General features: G+C 40.5%; 23 protein-coding genes. 12 read left to right on the top strand and 11 right to left on the bottom strand.

All coding sequences use genetic code 11. The features are described 5' to 3' along the window. The first annotated feature begins 9 nt into the window (after positions 1 to 9). The 12 genes from infA to THETH_RS03590 all read left to right on the top strand — a co-directional run bounded on the left by infA (position 10) and on the right by THETH_RS03590 (position 9,923). Positions 10 to 261 (top strand): translation initiation factor IF-1, encoded by a 252-nt coding sequence (gene infA, locus THETH_RS03640; RefSeq protein WP_013932028.1) that lies wholly within the window; start codon positions 10 to 12, stop codon positions 259 to 261. A gap of 16 nt (positions 262 to 277) precedes the next feature. Further along, positions 278 to 394, top strand: coding sequence for a 50S ribosomal protein L36 (gene rpmJ / locus THETH_RS10480; RefSeq protein WP_013932027.1), 117 nt, complete (start codon positions 278 to 280; stop codon positions 392 to 394). 28 nt (positions 395 to 422) lie between these two features. After that, positions 423 to 803, top strand: coding sequence for a 30S ribosomal protein S13 (gene rpsM / locus THETH_RS03635; protein WP_013932026.1), 381 nt, complete (start codon positions 423 to 425; stop codon positions 801 to 803). Between the two features lie 21 nt (positions 804 to 824). After that, positions 825 to 1,211, top strand: coding sequence for a 30S ribosomal protein S11 (gene rpsK / locus THETH_RS03630; protein ID WP_013932025.1), 387 nt, complete (start codon positions 825 to 827; stop codon positions 1,209 to 1,211). A 15-nt stretch (positions 1,212 to 1,226) separates the two neighbouring features. Further along, the gene (rpsD, locus tag THETH_RS03625; RefSeq protein ID WP_013932024.1) at positions 1,227 to 1,850 is read left to right on the top strand and encodes a 30S ribosomal protein S4; all 624 of its coding nucleotides are present in this window, start codon (positions 1,227 to 1,229) and stop codon (positions 1,848 to 1,850) included. Positions 1,851 to 1,855: 5 nt separating this feature from the next. Beyond that, positions 1,856 to 2,869 carry a DNA-directed RNA polymerase subunit alpha gene (locus THETH_RS03620; RefSeq protein ID WP_013932023.1) on the top strand — a complete coding sequence of 338 codons (1,014 nt, stop codon included), beginning with the start codon at positions 1,856 to 1,858 and terminating at the stop codon, positions 2,867 to 2,869. Beyond that, the gene (gene rplQ, locus THETH_RS03615; RefSeq protein ID WP_013932022.1) at positions 2,866 to 3,252 is read left to right on the top strand and encodes a 50S ribosomal protein L17; all 387 of its coding nucleotides are present in this window, start codon (positions 2,866 to 2,868) and stop codon (positions 3,250 to 3,252) included. The genes THETH_RS03620 and rplQ overlap by 4 nt, the downstream gene beginning before the upstream one ends. 184 nt (positions 3,253 to 3,436) lie before the next feature. Beyond that, on the top strand, positions 3,437 to 4,732 hold the full coding sequence (gene rho, locus THETH_RS03610; protein ID WP_013932021.1) for a transcription termination factor Rho: 1,296 nt from the start codon (positions 3,437 to 3,439) through the stop codon (positions 4,730 to 4,732). 14 nt (positions 4,733 to 4,746) lie between these two features. Then, positions 4,747 to 5,691, top strand: coding sequence for an ROK family protein (locus THETH_RS03605; RefSeq protein ID WP_013932020.1), 945 nt, complete (start codon positions 4,747 to 4,749; stop codon positions 5,689 to 5,691). After that, positions 5,688 to 6,170 (top strand): metallophosphoesterase family protein, encoded by a 483-nt coding sequence (locus tag THETH_RS03600; RefSeq protein ID WP_013932019.1) that lies wholly within the window; start codon positions 5,688 to 5,690, stop codon positions 6,168 to 6,170. Before THETH_RS03605 ends, THETH_RS03600 begins: the two co-directional genes overlap by 4 nt. Continuing rightward, the gene (locus THETH_RS03595; RefSeq protein WP_013932018.1) at positions 6,122 to 7,102 is read left to right on the top strand and encodes an adenine nucleotide alpha-hydrolase family protein; all 981 of its coding nucleotides are present in this window, start codon (positions 6,122 to 6,124) and stop codon (positions 7,100 to 7,102) included. The genes THETH_RS03600 and THETH_RS03595 overlap by 49 nt, the downstream gene beginning before the upstream one ends. Next, the gene (locus tag THETH_RS03590) at positions 7,083 to 9,923 is read left to right on the top strand and encodes a DEAD/DEAH box helicase (protein WP_052295963.1); all 2,841 of its coding nucleotides are present in this window, start codon (positions 7,083 to 7,085) and stop codon (positions 9,921 to 9,923) included. The genes THETH_RS03595 and THETH_RS03590 overlap by 20 nt, the downstream gene beginning before the upstream one ends. On the opposite strand, the gene THETH_RS03585 is transcribed toward THETH_RS03590, so the two are convergent. From THETH_RS03585 to flhB, 11 genes are read right to left on the bottom strand one after another with little or no spacing between them, the layout of a single operon-like run. After that, positions 9,894 to 10,598, bottom strand: coding sequence for a hypothetical protein (locus tag THETH_RS03585; protein ID WP_013932016.1), 705 nt, complete (start codon positions 10,596 to 10,598; stop codon positions 9,894 to 9,896). The two genes, THETH_RS03590 and THETH_RS03585, sit on opposite strands and share 30 nt — an antisense overlap. Continuing rightward, complete coding sequence (locus tag THETH_RS03580) at positions 10,577 to 11,068, bottom strand: hypothetical protein (RefSeq protein WP_013932015.1); 492 nt, start codon at positions 11,066 to 11,068, stop codon at positions 10,577 to 10,579. The genes THETH_RS03585 and THETH_RS03580 overlap by 22 nt, the downstream gene beginning before the upstream one ends. Then, entirely contained in the window at positions 11,065 to 11,337 is a 273-nt protein-coding gene (locus tag THETH_RS03575; RefSeq protein ID WP_211205279.1) for a hypothetical protein, read from the bottom strand. The genes THETH_RS03580 and THETH_RS03575 overlap by 4 nt, the downstream gene beginning before the upstream one ends. Further along, a complete protein-coding gene (locus tag THETH_RS03570; RefSeq protein WP_013932013.1) occupies positions 11,324 to 12,061 on the bottom strand; it encodes a sigma-70 family RNA polymerase sigma factor in 738 nt (245 codons plus the stop codon). Before THETH_RS03570 ends, THETH_RS03575 begins: the two co-directional genes overlap by 14 nt. A gap of 18 nt (positions 12,062 to 12,079) precedes the next feature. Further along, entirely contained in the window at positions 12,080 to 12,562 is a 483-nt protein-coding gene (gene cheD / locus THETH_RS03565; protein WP_013932012.1) for a chemoreceptor glutamine deamidase/glutamate methylesterase CheD, read from the bottom strand. Beyond that, positions 12,559 to 13,167, bottom strand: a complete 609-nt coding sequence (cheC, locus tag THETH_RS03560; protein ID WP_013932011.1) for a CheY-P phosphatase CheC — start codon at positions 13,165 to 13,167, stop codon at positions 12,559 to 12,561. Before cheC ends, cheD begins: the two co-directional genes overlap by 4 nt. A gap of 1 nt (position 13,168) precedes the next feature. Then, complete coding sequence (locus THETH_RS03555) at positions 13,169 to 13,852, bottom strand: flagellar brake protein (RefSeq protein ID WP_013932010.1); 684 nt, start codon at positions 13,850 to 13,852, stop codon at positions 13,169 to 13,171. 14 nt (positions 13,853 to 13,866) lie between these two features. Beyond that, on the bottom strand, positions 13,867 to 14,673 hold the full coding sequence (locus tag THETH_RS03550; protein ID WP_013932009.1) for a MinD/ParA family protein: 807 nt from the start codon (positions 14,671 to 14,673) through the stop codon (positions 13,867 to 13,869). A gap of 4 nt (positions 14,674 to 14,677) precedes the next feature. Continuing rightward, positions 14,678 to 15,787 (bottom strand): flagellar biosynthesis protein FlhF, encoded by a 1,110-nt coding sequence (gene flhF, locus THETH_RS03545; RefSeq protein ID WP_013932008.1) that lies wholly within the window; start codon positions 15,785 to 15,787, stop codon positions 14,678 to 14,680. Next, the gene (flhA, locus tag THETH_RS03540; RefSeq protein WP_013932007.1) at positions 15,784 to 17,820 is read right to left on the bottom strand and encodes a flagellar biosynthesis protein FlhA; all 2,037 of its coding nucleotides are present in this window, start codon (positions 17,818 to 17,820) and stop codon (positions 15,784 to 15,786) included. The genes flhF and flhA overlap by 4 nt, the downstream gene beginning before the upstream one ends. 27 nt (positions 17,821 to 17,847) lie before the next feature. Next, entirely contained in the window at positions 17,848 to 18,909 is a 1,062-nt protein-coding gene (flhB, locus tag THETH_RS03535) for a flagellar biosynthesis protein FlhB (protein WP_013932006.1), read from the bottom strand. Positions 18,910 to 18,911: the final 2 nt, after the last annotated feature.

Raw genomic sequence — 18,911 nt, 5'->3', positions numbered from 1 at the left:
TGATTTTACTTGCCGAAAGACGATGTTGTAAAGATGGAAGGAACAATAGTTGAAGCAAGAAGAAACGCAACATTTTTGGTAAAGCTTGACAACGGCAAAGAAGTTTTGGCTCAAATTTCAGGTAGAATGCGAAAAAATTTCATACGTTTGGTACCCGGAGACAGGGTAGTTGTGGAACTTTCGATATACGATCTTTCAAAAGGTAGAATTGTCTATCGCAAACAATTGGGTAAAAGAGAAGAAGACGAAGATGAAGAGTGAAAGGAGTGGATAAAGTATGAAAGTTAGATCTTCTGTTAAGAAGAGATGCGAACACTGTCAGATCATTAGAAGACGTGGCAAAGTCATGGTTATATGTAAAGCCAATCCAAAACACAACCAAAGACAGGGTTAACAATTGGCAATATCAAGGAGGGAACTAGATGGCTCGTATAATGGGTGTGGAGTTACCAAGCAACAAGAAATGTTTCGTTGCTTTGACCTATATTTACGGAATTGGCAGAAGCCGAGCACTTGAGATACTCAGAAACGCCGGTGTAGACCCTGATAAACGCGTCAAGGATTTAACGGATGAAGAAGTTAACAAAATAACAAAGTACATACAAGATCACTTCAAAGTTGAGGGAGAGTTGAGGGCTGAAGTTAGTCGCAACATAAAACGTTTGATAGACATTGGTTGTTACCGCGGAGTTAGACATAAGCTTGGTTTACCAGTACGAGGTCAAAGCACAAGACATAACGCCAGAACCAGGAAAGGTCCAAGACCAAGCAGAATCAAAACGAAGAAGAAAAAGGAAGAATAATTTTAGGGAGGAGAAAGGTGTATGGCCAGAAAATCGGAAAGCAAAAAGCGCAGACGAGCAGTATCTGAACGAGCGATAGTTCATATAAAATCCACTTTCAACAACACGATAATAACTTTAACAGATACAGCTGGTAACACGCTCTATTGGGCAAGCAGTGGAACAGCTGGATTTGAGGGAACAAGGAAAGGGACACCTTACGCTGCACAGCTTGCCGCAGACAAAGTCGCCAAAGAAGCCCTCAGGCTTGGAATCAAGAAAGTTGACATATTGGTCAAAGGCCCAGGACCTGGTAGAGAGGCAGCCATAAGAACGCTTCAAGCTGCTGGTTTAGAGATCGATAACATCAAAGACGTAACTCCAATACCATTCAACGGCTGTCGACCAAAGAAGAAGCGAAGAGTTTAAAGGAGGGAAATTTGAATGGCAAGATATACAGGCCCACTTTGCCGCCTTTGCCGCAGAGAAGGAATGAAGCTTTATCTAAAAGGTGAAAGATGTTTCACAGATCGTTGTGCTTTTGAAAGAAGACCTTATGCACCTGGAATGCACGGTAGAAACCGTGGAAAACTTTCACAATATGGTTTACAACTGCGCTCAAAACAGATAGTCAAGAGGATCTACGGAATACTCGAAAGACAGTTCAAGCGATACTTCGAAAAAGCTTTGAAGATGCCTGGAGATACACGTGAAAATCTTGTGAGACTTTTGGAATCTCGTTTGGACAACGTTGTTTATAGGCTTGGCTTTGCCATAAACCGAAGACAGGCACGCCAACTGGTCAACCACGGGCACTTTTTAGTCAACGGCAAGAAAGTCAACATACCTTCTATGCTTTTGAAACCTGGTGATGTTGTTGAACTGAAGGACAAATCACTTGCTGTTGTCAGACAAGTTGTCGAACTTACAAAAGATAGAACCAGAGTACCATGGGTTGAAACTGATTTTGAAAATCTAAAAGGAACTTTCCTAAGGTATCCAAAGTTGGAGGAAGTCACCGATCTGCCAGCAGATATGCAAGCAGTTGTTGAGTTCTACTCGAGGTGATACCTATGAAACTGGAATACGTTATTCCAAAAAAGTTGAGAGTGGAAGAAGAAAGATCCGAAGGAGAATACTATTACGGAAGGTATGTGCTTTCTCCACTTGAAAAAGGATATGGAACAACTATAGGAAATGCTTTGAGAAGAGTTTTGCTCTCATCGATACCTTCCATTGCGATCACTGGTTTGAGATTCATAAAACCAGAAAAATATCATGAATTCGACACTTTGCCTGGTGTTAAGGAAGACATTCTTGAAATAATACTGAATCTCAAAAAGGTTCAGCTGAGAGCAGAAATCACCGTACAGGATAAAATAAGAATGCAAGTTGAAAAGAAAGGCCCAGGGATTTTAACAGCTGGAGATATCAAAACCCCTGCTGGAATAGAGGTGGTAAATCCTTCTCTGAAGATAGCGACTTTGGATGAGGAAGCAGACCTGTTCTTCGAATTGTACGCGCAACCTGGAAAAGGCTTTGTACCAGCCATAGATCTTATGGAGGAAAACCAAGAGATAGGATGGATAACCATAGATGGCGTTTTCTCGCCCGTTGTAAAGGTAAACTTCACAGTTGAAAGTGCAAGAGTAGAAAAGAGGACTGACTACGACAAGCTCATACTTGAAATCTGGACCAAGAAAAACATCTTTCCAAACGAGGCGTTGAAACAAGCTGTGAAAATTTTGATGAACCACTTACAGATAATCTCTGATAGTTTACCAGAAGAATTTACGGCTTTCAGCGGGGAGTTTGTACCGATTTCTCAAGAAGAAGCAAAGGTTGAGCAAACAACATCAGAAGAAGAGGCCATTTACTCTAGAAAAATCGAAGAACTTGAGCTTTCGATAAGATCTCTAAACTGTTTGAGAAGAGATAAGATAGAAACAATCGGAGATCTTCTAAAAAGAACTGAAGAGGATCTTTTAAAAATCAAGAATTTGGGTCCAAAATCCTTGGAGGAAATCAAACAAAAACTCATGGAAAAATTTGGACTGACCCTCAGGAAGGGAGGAGATTCTCAATGAGGCACAGAATGCTTAGAACCAAAATAGGACATTATAAAAGCCATGGCCTATCGATAATCAGAAACCAAATGAGAGAATTGATAGAACACGGAAGCATCATTACAACGGTCAAAAAAGCGAAGGTGGTAAGAATATACTTTGAAAAACTCATGACAAAGGCAATAAAGGCTAACCAAGCCAGCGATAAAGCAACCCAAGTTGCACTCAGAAGGCAAATATACCGTCATCTGCAGGACAGAAGACTTGTGAACAAACTTGTGGATGAAATAGCGAAAGAAGTTGGCAGAACAAGTGGATTCACAAGGATAGTAAGAATTGGAACAAGAAGAGGAGACGCCGCAGAAATGGCTCTGATTCAAATCGTGACCTCTAAAGAAGAGTAAAATCTAAAATATCCCCTCCTCACGGAGGGGACATTTTCCCTTTTCAAACTTGACATTTTCATAGTTATCTGGTTAAATCTTTAGCGAAGAGTTTTACTCATCTTTTTTGTTGTGTTATCCCCCTCTTGTTATCATCAATGAACATTTCTCAGCCTGCAATCGTTTTGTGGAGGTGTACCAATTTATGAATAACAACGATCAACAAAAGGAACAAAATACCATAAGTATTGCTGATCTTGAAAAAATGACAGTTAAGGAACTTTACAATCTCGCCAAGCAATTCGACATACCACGTTACACCAGCATGGCAAAAAGGGACTTGATCTTTGCAATCCTTGAAGCCCAAGCCAAACAACATGGTTATTTCTTTGGAGAAGGTGTGCTTGAAATACTTCCAGAAGGTTACGGATTTCTAAGAAGTGGCAACAACCTTCTGCCAAGCGCCAACGATATATACATATCCCAATCGCAGATAAGAAAATTCAACCTGAACACAGGAGACATAATCTCTGGTGTCATACGTCCTCCAAAAGAGGGAGAAAAATACTTTGCGATGATAAAGATCGAAGCGGTGAACTACAAGCCACCGGAACTGACCAGCGAAAGAATTAACTTTGAAAACCTCACACCGGATTATCCAAGAGAAAGGTTTATCCTAGAAACAGAACCTCACATTCTTTCGACAAGAGTTATAGATTTATTCGCTCCAATAGGGAAAGGTCAGAGGGGAATGATAGTAGCTCCACCAAAAGCTGGAAAAACGACTTTACTCAAAGAAATAGCAAACGGAATAGCTCACAACCATCCTGACACTTACAGAATAGTTCTTCTTATAGATGAAAGACCTGAAGAAGTTACAGATATCAGAGAATCCGTTGATGCAAAAGTTATAGCTGCTCCTTTTGACATGCCGCCCGACAAGCAAATCAAGGTTGCTGAATTAACGCTGGAAATGGCAAAAAGATTGGTAGAATGTGGTTATCACGTTGTAATACTCCTAGACAGCTTGACAAGGTTAGCTAGAGTTTACAACATTCAAGTTCCTCCAAGTGGAAAACTCCTCAGTGGTGGAGTTGATCCAGCTGCTTTGTACAAGCCAAAACATTTCTTTGGTGCAGCTAGAAATACCAGAGAAGGTGGTAGTTTAACAATTATAGCAACTGCTCTCATTGAAACTGGATCAAAAATGGACGAGGTCATATTTGAAGAGTTCAAAGGTACTGGTAACATGGAATTGGTTCTTTCAAGACAACTTGCGAACAAAAGGATTTTTCCAGCGGTCAACTTGCAACTCTCTGGAACAAGAAAAGAAGAACTCCTTCTTGATGAAAGCACTTTGAAGAAAGTTTGGATTCTTAGAAGAATGTTGAGCAACATGACTGAAGAAGAAGGATTAACGCTGATACTCAGAAAACTTCAGGAAACAAAATCGAACGAAGATTTCCTTGCACTCATCGACCAACAAAAAGTAAAATATTGAGGGAGGTAAAACAGTTGAAGGTTATCGGAATAGACCTGGGTGGAACGAACTTTGCGGTTGGTGTTGTTGACGAACAAGGTAAAATTCTGGCAAAAGAACAAGGCAAAACGCTGGTGCAAGAAGGTCCTGATGCTGTGATAAAGCGTTTAAATCAAGCGGTGAAAAACGTTCTTTCAAACTACGAAGTTGAAGCAATAGGAGTTGGATGTCCTGGAAGTATTGACCATAAGTTAGGAGTTGTTAGATTTTCCCCCAATTTTCCTGGTTGGCATGATTTTCCGCTGGCAGAAAAGCTATCACTTGAAACTGGTTTGAAAGTCTATGTCGAAAACGATGCAAACGCTTATGCTTTAGGTGAACATACGTTTGGTGTGGGAAAAGGATACGATCACATAGTTTGCTTAACGCTTGGAACAGGTGTTGGTGGAGGAGTTATAACTCATGGGATTCTTCTTAGAGGTAGCAGTGGCATAGGAGCAGAATTAGGCCATGTCACGGTTATGCCCAACGGTCCTACCTGTGGTTGCGGTGCAAAAGGATGTCTAGAAGCTTTTGCATCAGCCACGGCTTTAAAAAGATTTGTTCAAGAAGGATACGAAAGGCACAAAGACTCACTGCTTTTCCACGGAAAAAAGCCAAGCGAAGTTTCCCCTGAGGATATCTTTCGATGTGCCGAGCAAGGCGATGAGTTTGCAAAAAGTATAATTTCCCTTTTAACCGACGCTTTAGCCGTTGCAATAGGAAGTTTTGTAAACATTTTCAACCCCCAATTGGTGATACTCGGTGGTGGTATTTCAAACGCAGGTGAAAAGTTGTTAAAACCCGTCGCTGAAAAAGTTAAAGACCACGTTTTACCAAGCATGTTGGGCACCTTTGAAATAAAGCTCAGCAAGCTTGGAAAAGACGCAGGAATACTTGGAGCAGCATCGATTGTTTTTGAGAGGATGAATAAAACGTGAAAATTCTTTTGGTTTCAGATCTACACATCCCTGTGAGACTTTCAAGTTTTCCTGAAGAACTGATCGAACAACTTCCAAATTTTGATTGCGTTATTGGATTAGGAGATTACGTTGATTTGGATACCGTTTTGGTTTTGAAAAAGTTTTCAAAGCAATTTTACGGTGTTCACGGCAACATGGATTATCCAGATGTTAAGGAATATTTACCTGCAACCTTGACGATAAACTTGATGGGATACACGATAGGTTTGTGTCACGGTTGGGGACCTCCCTTTGGACTTAGGGAAAAAATTCTAAACCTTTTTAGTCCCAAACCTCAGATCATTTTTTACGGTCACACCCACGAAACTGATCATTCAAAGCTGTCGGGTACTACGTTTGTAAACCCCGGTTCCTTAGGCGAAAGTGGCAACTACGCTGTGGTGGAGCTATGCAAGGACTTTGTGAAGGTCGAATTCAAACGCTTGCAGAAATCATAATAAACGAAATAAAACAAAACTTTTCTCAAGGTTTGGTCGTAGCCTTTTCTGGTGGAGAAGACAGCAGCTTGGTTGCTTACCTTGCAAAAGAAGCTCTTGGACCTGACAGGGTGATTCTTGCAACCGTTGATTTCGGACCTGCAACATACACCAAGATACGCGAACAAGCGAAGCTTAATGCCCAAAAACTTGGTTTAAAACACATCATCATAGATGGGACAAAGAAACAAAGAAAAATACTGAGGTATGGTCCAAACTGTAACGCCTGCACGCGAGAAGCAAAACTTGGTAGCGTTTTGGAAGCTTTTCCAAGCTCAGTTGTTGCAACCGGTGCGAACAAATCTGATAGCTGGGGACTTACCGGCTTGAAATTCTTTGGTCGATTATATTCACCGCTGTTTGATTTGCGCAAAGATGAAATAAGAAAAATGGTGAAGCTTTTCCAAATTCCTGTTGCAAAAGCAGGAGAATCATCTTTCAGAGAAGGCTGCAAGATGAAACACCTTTTAAAAATGCTCATAAATCCTAACTTTCACGGGCGAGCAGTTTGGGAATCAAACGAAATTTTACTTTCGTTCCTGGATGAAATTGGATATAAGGCTGAGCTTGCAAACGTAAAAATAATTGGACCACTTTCGAAAAACATAGCTTTGGTGAACGTTCAACCGTTTTTACCATTGGAATACGAACAAAAGCTGATAGAAAGACTCAAGATAAATTGTATCGATGAAATCCATGTCGTAAAACAGCCAATTAAGCTGAGAATCTTGGCAAATCCGGGCATATACAACGACGAAAAGGCAAGACAAGACATCTTCATGGGGTTCATTCAAAGAGATTTTGCCGTGCCTTTGAAGGCAGAATGGATAAAATCCACCAACAATAGGCTTAGAACCTTTCAAGTGGTAGGATATGAAATTGACGCTGGATAAGCTTTTTGAAGATCTTCAGTCAGATTGCATTCTCATAGTTGTACCAACCGAATACGATGCACAAAAACTTGCTGACCACTTTGGTTTTGATTACTTTCCATCCCACGATGTTTTTCCTTTTGAGAATGTTGACGTCTCTTTCTTTGTTCGTTCTGCCAGAATCAAAACTCTTTGGAAAATATTGTTTTTCCAAAAGGCAAAAGTTGTTTCAACTTTGCACGCAATCACAAGAAAAACTCTCTCACCTGAGGTGTTGAGAAAACACTGTTTTCAAATAACCATCGGGCAAGAGTTGAAAGAAATCGACTTCGAAAAACTGTTGTACTTAATGGGATACGAAAGAACTTTCCTTGTTAGAAGTGGTGGTGAATACGCGATCAGAGGTGACATACTGGATTTTTTCGGGCCACTTCAAAACATCCCAGTGCGCGTGGAATTTTTTGGAAGAAAGGTAGAGAGCATTAGAATCTTCGATCCTGCAACACAAAGATCGATAGATTCGATCAAGGAAGTCACAATTTTACCAGTCAGAGAATATATCAGCGAAAACCACGATCTTGATACAATCCCCGGCAAGGCAATGTCAAATTCCACCATACTTGATTACGCCAAATTTGAGGTTGTTTTTGTAAATTACAAAAAGTGCCAGGAGGAGTATGTAAAGCGCGAAAAGGAAATAAGAGAAATACTAACCGATCAACAAATGGAGGAATACCAGCTTTATTCGCAAGTGCCGCTTTCCCAAATCCTAGAAAAAATATCAAATCCTATTTTCGTCGAAGCAGATCTTGACAAATTGAAAACGGTCAAAATCCAAACCTCCGCAGTTAGTCAAATCCCAGTGGTTGACGAGGAAGAACTTGTCGAAGGAGATTACGTTGTTCATGTCGATTATGGAATAGGAATCTTTGAAGGTGTGAGAAGAATTTCAAACGTATTTGGGACAAAAGAGTACCTTTGCATCAAATATGAGGATTCAACGGTTTACGTTCCCGTCGAAAGGTTGGATCGAGTTCAAAAGTACATAGGCGACAAAGGTAAGGTCAAAATAGACAAAATTCGTCTCTCTACTTGGAACAAAAGGTTGGAAAAGGTTAAAAAGGATGTTCGTGAAAAAATACAAGAACTTGTGGAACTTTACTTTAAAAGGCAACAAGTGACAGGTTTGAGTTTGAAAGGTGACCCAGATTTGGAAACCGAATTCGCAAAAACTTTCCCATACGTGGAAACCGAAGACCAAATGAAAGCCATCGAAGAAGTTCTTGAAGATCTTGCAAGTGATAAACCTGCAGATCGTTTGATCTGTGGCGATGCAGGCTTTGGTAAAACAGAGGTAGCTTTGCGAGCGGCATTTCGTTGCGTTGTTTCCGGTAAGCAAGTTGCAGTTCTTGCACCAACGACGGTTTTGGCCAGGCAGCACTACGAAACTTTTAAATCCAGAATGGAAAAATTCAGCGTCTCAGTAAAGCTTCTCGATAGAACGATAAGTCAAAAGGAAAGGAAGCAAATCCTTTTTGACCTTAAAAGTGGGAAAATAGACGTCATAGTTGGAACTCATTCTTTGCTTTCAGACAAGGTGAAATTTTTCGACCTTGGTCTTGTGATAATAGATGAAGAACAAAATTTCGGAGTTGAGCAGAAGGAAAAATTCAAAAAGATGAGGTTGAACGTGAATATAATTTCAATGAGTGCTACCCCAATTCCAAGAACCCTGCACATGGCTTTGTCTGGCATGAAGGATTTGAGTGTTTTGAACACTCCTCCTCAAGGAAGACTTCCAGTTATAACCTACGTGGGTAAGTACAACGATCTTTTGGTCAGAAGTGCTGTTCTTAGAGAAGTCAACCGCGGTGGCCAAGTGATCTACGTTCACAACAGAGTAAACGATTTGGAAAGGATATTCAGACATCTTCAAGAACTCATTCCAGAAGTCAAGATGGTCATGGCACATGGTCAAATGAGCAGTTCAAAACTTTCAAAAGCAGTTAGGATGTTCTACGAGCACGAAGTTGACATGATAGTTTGCACATCGATAATAGAAAACGGTGTGGACGTACCAACAGCCAACACTTTGATAGTAGACGACTCTTACAGATACGGAATAGCACAACTTTATCAGCTAAGAGGAAGAGTTGGAAGAAGTGACAAAAGGGGGTTTGCCTATTTTTTGTACGATGTTGAACCAAGTCCAAGCGCAAAATACAGGCTCAAAGCTTTGGAAGCTTTTAAAGGGGCTGGTAGTGGTTTGCAACTCGCCATGTTGGACATGCAAATGAGAGGTATTGGTTCTATCTTCGGTTTTGAACAGCATGGTAACATCAATTCAGTTGGACTGAGCCTTTACCTTGAAATATTAAATCGTGAAATCAAGCAAGCTTTATCGTTGCAAACTTATGAACCTGTTCTAGAGGAAGAAAACAGAATCGATGTGGAAATAGAGGGCATACCTGGTGAACTTGTGATACCAGAAAGTTACGTTGCAAATCCGATGGAAAGAATGAGACTTTATAGGAAACTTGCAGCATGCAGAGATTTGAAGGAAATTGAAGAAGTAAGAAACGAACTTTTGGATAGATTTGGTAAAATACCACAGCAGGTAAACCTCTTGCTGGATTTGTTTAAAATACGCATTTTGTCACATAAAGTTGGCTTGAAAAAGATAAGCTACGATGGCGAAACTTTGAAAATAACGGGTGCATCGGCTTTAAAACAAATAAAATTGAACAAAAAGCACATTTACAACGAAAAAGAAGATTGCCTACTGATCTACGGCGTTGAACCACAGGAAGTTTTAAAGATTCTTCATCAGTTCCTTGAGTGAGAAAACCACAAACCTGTACTCTTGGCCATTTTTAAAAACTAGAACATCCATCCTTTTAGATGTCTTATCACTCAATTCGATTAGCAACTCATCGTTTATCGTAAGAACTTTCTTTGCGCTTTGAATTGGTACAGATTTGTAAAATCCGACAAACTTGAATTGCTGTGGAATTTTTTCTTTTGAAATCACTTTCACAATCGCTTTGATCACTCTTTCATCCTTTGGTAAAGCAATCGGCTTAAACCTTGCTACTTTGAGCACCGGCAAATCTCGACTCGAAATGTTACAGTGCAGTGGTTGGATGGAAAAAACACTTGTACAACTTAAACCTTTTACCTCTTTAACAGCGCTGGAAAATCTTTTGTCGTTGAAAAGTAAACAGCTAACCATTGTGGTGGAAAGTTTTATTTCTTTTACCGCCACGTTGTTAGAACCAAGTTCAAAGGAAACGATGCGTAAGTCATTTTCCGGCTTTGCAAATTTTTTAACGACCAGTTGGAAGCTTTCGTCCAAAAACCTAACTTGATTCTCAATTCGTTCAGTTCGATCAATAACGTTTGCCTGGGTTTTCTCAACGTGCACATCTGGCAAATCCACATGTAAATCAACCGTATTTACCTTCAAAAGGCCAAGTTCCATTTTCAAGCTTTCAATCAACCAGCGGATGATCTGCATACGTATTCAAGCGCCTTCTGAAGCCTTTGAAAAGGTTCCATGACATCGATTTCTTCAAGCATTTTTACCAATTTTTCCAAAGTTTCCTGCTTGATCTCTTTCGCCGCCGAGACTTTTATTGAACCACTTTGAGCTGGAATTACACATTCCTCGGCAGAAATTTTTTGAACCTCTTCAACAATTGAGGGATGGTAAGTGATGAAGAAAACATTTTCTGCACAATCAACTAATATGGGGGTATCGGTGAAATAAAATTCACACTTGTTCTCGGCTTTTTTAAGCAAATTTTTTCCTATGACTTCAACGTAGAGATACGTTTCGAGGGACTTTCCGTAAAGTATTTTTTGTAGCTGAGTTGGAATCACAGGCTCTGTATATTTGAATTCCAAAGGAATTCCGGCTTGATCAACGATCAAAAGCCCTCCAACGTATTTTTCATCTATCTTTTTGGTGGAAATGTAACCAATCATAGTCTCACATCCAAAATGCAGCCTTTGCTTTCTTCTTTCAAAGGTTCGATGATTTTTTGGCGACGGCTGTAGTTCATCTGATAACTGCCTCTTTTTGCTTCCTCTTCAACGGAGGATTTAACCAGCTTGTCTTCGATTTTATTTTCAGGATTAACTTGTTTTGTCTCTTGTTGAGATTTTCTAATCAATTCCGATTGTAAAAGTTGTAGCACAACAGAATGCGCATTCAAAACCTGCGCAGCATTTTGTGATAATTCATTTCCCCTCACTATCACTACCTGAAGATCCACCGGAGTTATCATGCTCTCCACCCATCAAAAAGTTCTTTATCTTTATCAACGCCGAAGAAATTATTTGCGAAACTCGCGATTCACTTGCTCCTATTATTAGACCTATTTCTTTCAAAGAAAGATCTTGTTCAAATCTCAAGGAAAGAACCAGTTGTTCCTTTGGATCAAGCCTCGATATAGCTTGGGTAAGATCTTCAAGCAAAATTTCCCTCTGAGCTTGCTTAAACGGTTCGTCGTCGTCTTTAAGTTGATCCAAAAACGTTTCCTCGTCGTACAAATATTGATCAAGCATTAGAAACTGTTTTCTAACCATTTCATCTAAGGCTCTTTTCACTTCCGCTGTCGTCAAACCAGTGTACATCGAAATTTCCTCAATCGTTGGAAAACGCCCCAAGCTTGGCTCAAGTTCGTAAATGGCCTTTTCCACTTCTTTTATGTTTCTTCTAAGATTTCTTGGCATCCAATCTATCTTTCTGAGATAATCGTACATTGCCCCCTTGACTCTTTTTATTGCATATCTGTGGATGTTTACACCTTTCTTCGGGTCGTACCTTCTTATTGCCGCAATTAAAGCGAGAACTCCTTCCTGTATCAAATCGTCCAGTTCAACGTTTTTTGGAAGGTTGTTTTTCAAATCAAGTGCTATCATCTTCACCATTGGCAGCATTTCTTTGATTATCTTCTCTTCGTCTTGCTTGAACACGACATTTCACCTTTCTTGTTATATTTCGATGATTTGAACAGTTTCTCCTCCTCCAACTTTTCTGATAAGAAGCTTACCAGTCTCTATGTTGTATTCAATACTCCTTGCACGGTTGCCACCTGTGTCCTCGGCTTTCAACGGTATACCGTGAAATTTCAATCGATTTTTAACTGCCTCAACGTTTCTTTGGCCGATGTTCATTGAACCTGACTCAAACATCGAAGCTCCTCCGGCTATCTTTGCTTCCAGTCTGGATTTCACAGCTCCCCTTTCGACGAGTTTCTCCACCAAATAGTCCACAGCGGTATCCGCATACTTTCCGGGTGTTTTGACATCCTTACCAGGACTTTCTGGAAGCATTACATGAGCCATTCCTCCAATTTTAGCAACAGGGTCTCTCATGCACACGCCAACGCAAGACCCAAGTCCAAGTGTCACAAGCACACAAGGATTACTTTCTATTGCTATTTCGCCTATACCAATTATCACTTTCCTTGTCATGCTATTCCCACCTTCTTGAAGATCTTATCAAGGCAATCCTTTCCGGGAATCAAGAACATGTAAGAAGTTATCGATTGCACGCCTTCCATACTTATTTGCGTTTCAACTACTACAACGTTTTCTTCGAATTCATAATACCTTTCCAAAACTGCTTCGGCAACTATAGCTGCAAGCATGTCTATAGTAAGCTCTGGGGGAGTTGGGTCAAGGTAGAATTCCGTGAATTCTGCAAGCGCGGTTATGTAAGAACCACACATTATATTTCCTATTTCCTTTAAAGCCGATGCGGTTAACTCGTCAAGCTGGGTTATATCTTCACAAGGATTACCAAGCAAATCTGTTATTATCCTTCTTGTGGTCGGCCTATCCAGGATCAAAAGTACATCCATTTTCAAATCCCCAGACACGCTCATCCTTACTCCTACAACAATATCTTCCGGATTTTCAAACATGAAAAGAAGTTTTGATATTGGCACAACTTGAGCGCTTGGAACCGATATTTCCACCTTCTTGTTGACCAAAGTTGACAAGGCAGTTGCCGCGTTCCCAGTTCCTATATTCCCTATCTCTTTCAAAAGGTCCAATTGTCTTTCCGTGAGTTCCATGTCAATCCTCCCTTCCTGAAGCTTTCCTCATCTTCAATTCTTGTTGGAAAACGTAAACAACCAAGGCTTTCTCAAGTTGCGGCGGTACCTCTAAGAATTGTACACCGTATTCGTGCAGCCCAGTGACATCATTTTTTCCCACGTATCTAACCACTTGGGCTTTTTGATCTTCAAGTTTGATTGAGCCAAGGTCAAGGGTTATCAAAATAGGTTGACCTACCTGTAAAAGCTGCTTTGTACACATCAAAATGCCACCGGCACTGAAATCTTTAGTCACAAATCTATAAACTTCCTCTTGCCCAGGTATTTTAAACGTTCCTTCTAGAACCAACGGTATTCTGACGTACCTTCTTCTTTGAACGCGTTTGACTGTCCTTGGGAACGCTATGTACATCACCAAAAAGTTTTGCTCGTCTCTGCCATAATTTATCACTCTGCTGTCGAAAGTGTAAACGACTTTTTCAGCTACGGCCGTGACATGAATGGGTTCTCCAGCTGCAATTGGAACAAAACGTCCCTTATAACTAGGCATACCAATTTTCATTATTCCTCGTTCAAAGTTTATATCGTGTATCGTGCTTTTGAAATCCCATTCATCACCCTTTTTGTCGATGTACTTTATAATCAAAGGCATACCAGGTCTGAGTACGGAACTTGCCTCAACGGGCATGGCGTGTTCTGTCATGAAAAAATCACCCTTTATCCTCCAAAGATCATTCTTAGTCTGTCAAAAAAGCTGAGTTTTCTTTGAACAGCTTTTTTGGTTATGGTATCCGCTATACCGTGGATCGCAAACACCGGCTGAGAATTTGCTTTGCTTACAACAAAAGGCACTTGGTGTGTGACACTTTCTTTAACCGTTGAATCGTTTTTCACAACATGTGCAGAAGTTATCAGTACGCCAGTGAACTTTTCAACTACTGCGATGAACTTGTCCGCTATCCTTCTTCCGTCGCGCATATCTTTAACCATATTAACCACAAGGTGAAAACTTTCAGGATCCAAACCTTTGATGGTCATGATCTTCAAAAAGGTGTAAGCATTCACAAGCGATGTGGGTTCCGTTGTTGTCACTAAAACAAGATGATCGGATTGAACATAAAATTCCTCCAATTTCTCGTTGAAACCAGGTGGAAAATCAAAAACTATGTATTCGTACCTGCTTACGATGCGTTGAAATTCATTGTACAAATCGCTTTTTGTTTGAAGGTTGAAGGTGATTATGTCTTCCACATCCATGCCGGAACTTATCAAATCAACCTGAAATGGTGTTCTAAAAATAGTCTCTTCCAATGAGATTTTACCTCTAAGAAAATCCTTTATCGTGTATTTTGGTACTATTCCCATCAATATTTCCGCGTTGGCAAATCCAACATCCGCATCGAAGAGCAAAACACTATGACCCCTTTGAGCCAAAACAATGGCAAGATTTACGGCTATAACCGTTTTTCCAACCCCGCCTTTTCCACTCGTTACACTTATTATCTTTGTGCCGTCGGCCCGCAAACCCTCAGCTTGATCTGACAGAGCGCAGCACCTCTTTTGCCAAAAGATGTGAAAGTTCTATTCTGTTTGCTTCAATTATATCCTCAGGGACCCTTTGGCCGTTGGTGACGTAGGCCAATGGCACACCAGTTGTGTATGGCACGTTCAAAAGATGACCGTAAGATTTGGTCTCATCCATTTTCGTGAGTATCACGTGTGAAAATTTCGCCACCGAGAATCTTTTGACCATGTCCTTTATGTCCGAATATTTGTAATTCATGGCTAGCACGAGAAAACAAATGTTGGGAGAAATAGTTTCAGCAAGGGCTTTAAGTTCACTTATCTGTATTTCGTTGTTAGGGCTTCTTCCAGCGGTATCGATTAAAACCACATCAAACGATCTCATGGCTTCCAGTTCGATCTTTGCCTCCATAGGTGTGTAAGCAACTCTCATGGGAATATCCATGATATTTGCATAGATTTTCAATTGCTCCGCCGCGGCAATTCGATATGTATCCAGGGTGAGAATCGCAACATTCTTTTTCTCGACAAGTTTCAACCTTGCAGCTATTTTTGCAAGCGTTGTTGTCTTTCCAACCCCGGTTGGACCTACAAACATAACAACACCTTGAAGGATGGGAATTTCTGTTTTCAAAAATGGTTGAAAGTAATCGGTCAACTTTTCAAGAATGGTTTCATCGACTTTGAGATTACCGTAGCTTAACCTGATGTACTCCAAAATCTTATTGGAAATTTCAGAATCTATATCTTGAATTTCAAAAGCTTTCGAAAGTGCCTTCAAATCCTCTGACAAGTCTTCTCGCTTGATCGAAAGAACCATTGTTTTCATTTCTTTCAACATCTGTTTTATTTCGGTAAGTTCTTCCTCATATCTTTTTTCCTTGCTTTTTACAAGTAATTCCTGCAATTTGTAAACTTCCAAGTCTTCTTTCTTTTTCTCTTCCTTTTCATCCACAACGGCTGTTACCTCAAGAAACTTTTTACCTCCTATGCCGAAAAAACCACCTTTTCTAAAACTTCGCGTGCTCAAGATTATGGCGTCCTCGCCAAGATCTTTCCTTATTTGCTCTAAAGCCTGCCTGATATCCGTTACAATGTATTTCTTCATCTTCACAGTTTAACCACACCTTCCACTTGCAAGGTAATGTCTTCAGGAATTTCTTCATAAGCGATAACAGGGACGTTTGGCAAAAACTTTCTCACCGTTGAAGCCAAGTACGGTCTGATGGCACCAGAGCACACCACAACCGGCATATAACCTTTTCTCATAAGCAGTTCAAGCTGCTTGGATATACTTTCCATTATCTCCCTTAAAATCTGCGGGTTTAAAACTATTTTTCTTTCACCAGCCACATCTTGGATTGATTCGGCCAATCTTTTTTCAAGTCCATGGTCAAGCCCAACGGCGTGGATCTTTCCATCCTCGGCTTGAACCGATTGTGCAATTTGCCGCTTTAAAGCCCTTCTAACTTGCTCAGTCAAATACACTATATCTGTACTCTTTTCACCGTATTCAAGAAGAGTTTCGAAAATCAAGGGAAGATTCCTGATGGAAACTTGTTCAGCCAAAAGTCTTTGCAAAATCTTTTTAACATCTCCTGCTTTTAGAACAGATGGTATAAGGTCACTGACAAGTTGCGGGAACTTTTCCCTTAAACCATCGAGCAACAGGTTGAATTCTCTTGTACCAAGCAAATCTGCCGCATTACGTTTGAGAGTTTCCGTCAAATGAGTTGCAAAAACAGTCGGAGGATCCACAACTGTATAACCTAACTTTGTAGCCTCATCTTTTCTCGCTGGTTCTATCCAAAAAGCTTGCATTCCAAAGGCAGGCTCTTTCGTTGGTATTCCAGCTATTTTCTGAGAAGCAGTACCGGGGTTGATTGCAAGCAACCTGTTTGGAACTAGTTCATATCTTGAAACTTCTGCACCGCGTATTTTTATGACGTACTCGTTCGGCTTAAGTAAAACACTGTCACGCACCCTTATAGGTGAAAGAACCAACCCCAAATCGAAGGCAATTTGCTTTCTTATCATGGTGATTCTTTCCAAAAGATCTCCACCTTGAGATGGATCGGCAAGCGGCAACAAACCGTATCCTATTTCGATTTCCACTGTATCAGTCTGCAAAACATCTGCTACCTCTTGAGGTGTCGTCAATATTGGCTTTACAACGGTTGGAGCCGCAACCGCCGGTGTTTTTTCAGGTTGTGGCGCCAATCTGGTTGTGTAAATTGCAAGCAACACAAAAGCTAAGCCAATTATGGTGCTTGTGAAAGGCAATGGTGTGGCAATTCCAAGAAAAATCAACATTACTCCACTGATGAAAAGTACCTTTCTTTCTGCCGTAAGCTCCCTTACCAAATCCTGCCCAAGGTTTTCCTTTGAAGCCGCTCTGGAAACTAAAATACCAGTCGCAGTTGAAACCAAAAGGGCAGGAATCTGCGTTACCAAACCATCTCCGACGGTCAACAAGGCATAAACTCTAGCGGCTTCGGCTACGCTTAAACCATGTTTCAAAATTCCTATCAAAAGACCCCCAAGAATGTTGACAAAAACGATTATTATGCTTGCTATCGCATCGCCTCGCACAAACTTTGTGGCACCATCCATTGCTCCATAAAAGTCTGCCTCTCTTCTGATGAGATCCCTTCTTTTTCTTGCTTCTTCTTCAGTTATAAGGCCTGCGTTCAAATCTGCATCCACACTCATCTGTTTTCCTGGCATTGCATCGAGCGTAAACCTTGCAGCGACTTCGGCAATTCTTTCAGCACCCCTGGTGATGACGATGAACTGAATTATAACCAAAATTATGAACACTATCAAACCGACGACGTAATCACCCTTAACAACAAACTCTCCAAAGGTTCTTATAACTTTTCCTTGAAATTTCTCACCTTCAAGTAGAATCAATCTCGTGGAGGCAACGTTTAGCCCAAGTCTGAAAAGCGTGACTATGAGGAGCAAGGTGGGAAATGAGGATATATCAAGGGCATGTTTGACGTACATGGTTGAAAACAATATGACCATGGAGATGGAAATGTTCAGCAATTGGAAAAAATCCAGCACGAAGGCTGGTAAAGGCAGAATCATTAAAAACACTATCGAAACTATCAAAATTGCAACCACAACGTCTATGTTTTTCATACTGAAACTCCCTTTAAAAATTATAACTTAAGTTTTAAGTGAGTAAACATAAGCAAGAATTTCTGCAACGGCGCGGTAAAGTGTTGGAGGGATCTGTTCTCCAACTTCAACAGAATAATAAAGCTGCCTTGCAACCTGTGGGTTTCTCACGATTGGAATGTTATTTTGCCTTGCAATTTCAACGATTTTTTGGGCAAGTTCATCCAACCCTTTTGCAAGTACAATTGGTGCTTCCATTTCCTCCGCATCGTATTTTAAAGCAACGGCAATGTGGGTTGGATTTGTAACAACAACATCCGCTTTGGGCACCTCTTGCAACATACGTCCACGAGCAAGCCTTATCATAATTTCGCGTTGTTTTCGCTTTATCTCTGGACTTCCTTCGACTTCTCTGTACTCTTCTTTGAGTTCTTGCCTGGTCATTCGAAGGCTTTTTTCAAATTCCCACCATTGGTAAAAATAATCAAAAAAAGCAAGCGCCAACAACGCTAACCCGCATTGAAACATGACTTCATAAAGAAGAACAAAAAGTTTTTTCGAAGCTTCAAAAAGATCCATATCGCTGTAAAGTGCAAAAGTTTTCCAATTTTTTCTTACGATCGAATAACCCACGTATCCAACTATGACCATCTTGAAGATCGATTTAATAAGCTCAAAAAGACTTCTTAACGAAAACATCCTTTTAAAACCTTCAACTGGATTGATTCTTTTTAGATCAATTCTTAAAGGTTTAAAGGAAAAGAAGAATTTAGTTTGAAGGCTTCCAACAAAGACCGCGGCAAGTATTGTCACCATGAAAATCATTGCGACTATCAACAAAACATGCGTGAATTGCCACAGCAAGTTTTGGCCGAAAGAATCCAGCTGTTGCTCATATCCATTTAACGTGAAAAACTCAAAACTGGTTTTTTCCAAAGCCAAAACCAATCTTTGAAAAAGAAACCTCATCGCAAAAGCCGATGCAATGAAAGAAACAGCCATGTTTAGTTCCCTAGAGGTTGCGACTTGACCTTCTTCTCTAGCTTTTTTTCTTCTACGCGGAGTTGGTTTTTCCGTTTTCTCAGGATCGGCAAAAAGTTGTATATCCATCC

The sequence above is a fragment of the Pseudothermotoga thermarum DSM 5069 genome (assembly GCF_000217815.1).
In the GTDB taxonomy this organism is placed as follows: domain Bacteria; phylum Thermotogota; class Thermotogae; order Thermotogales; family DSM-5069; genus Pseudothermotoga; species Pseudothermotoga thermarum.
The sequence above is the reverse complement of the archived record's forward strand: the minus strand, read 5'-3'. Positions and strand labels throughout refer to the sequence as shown.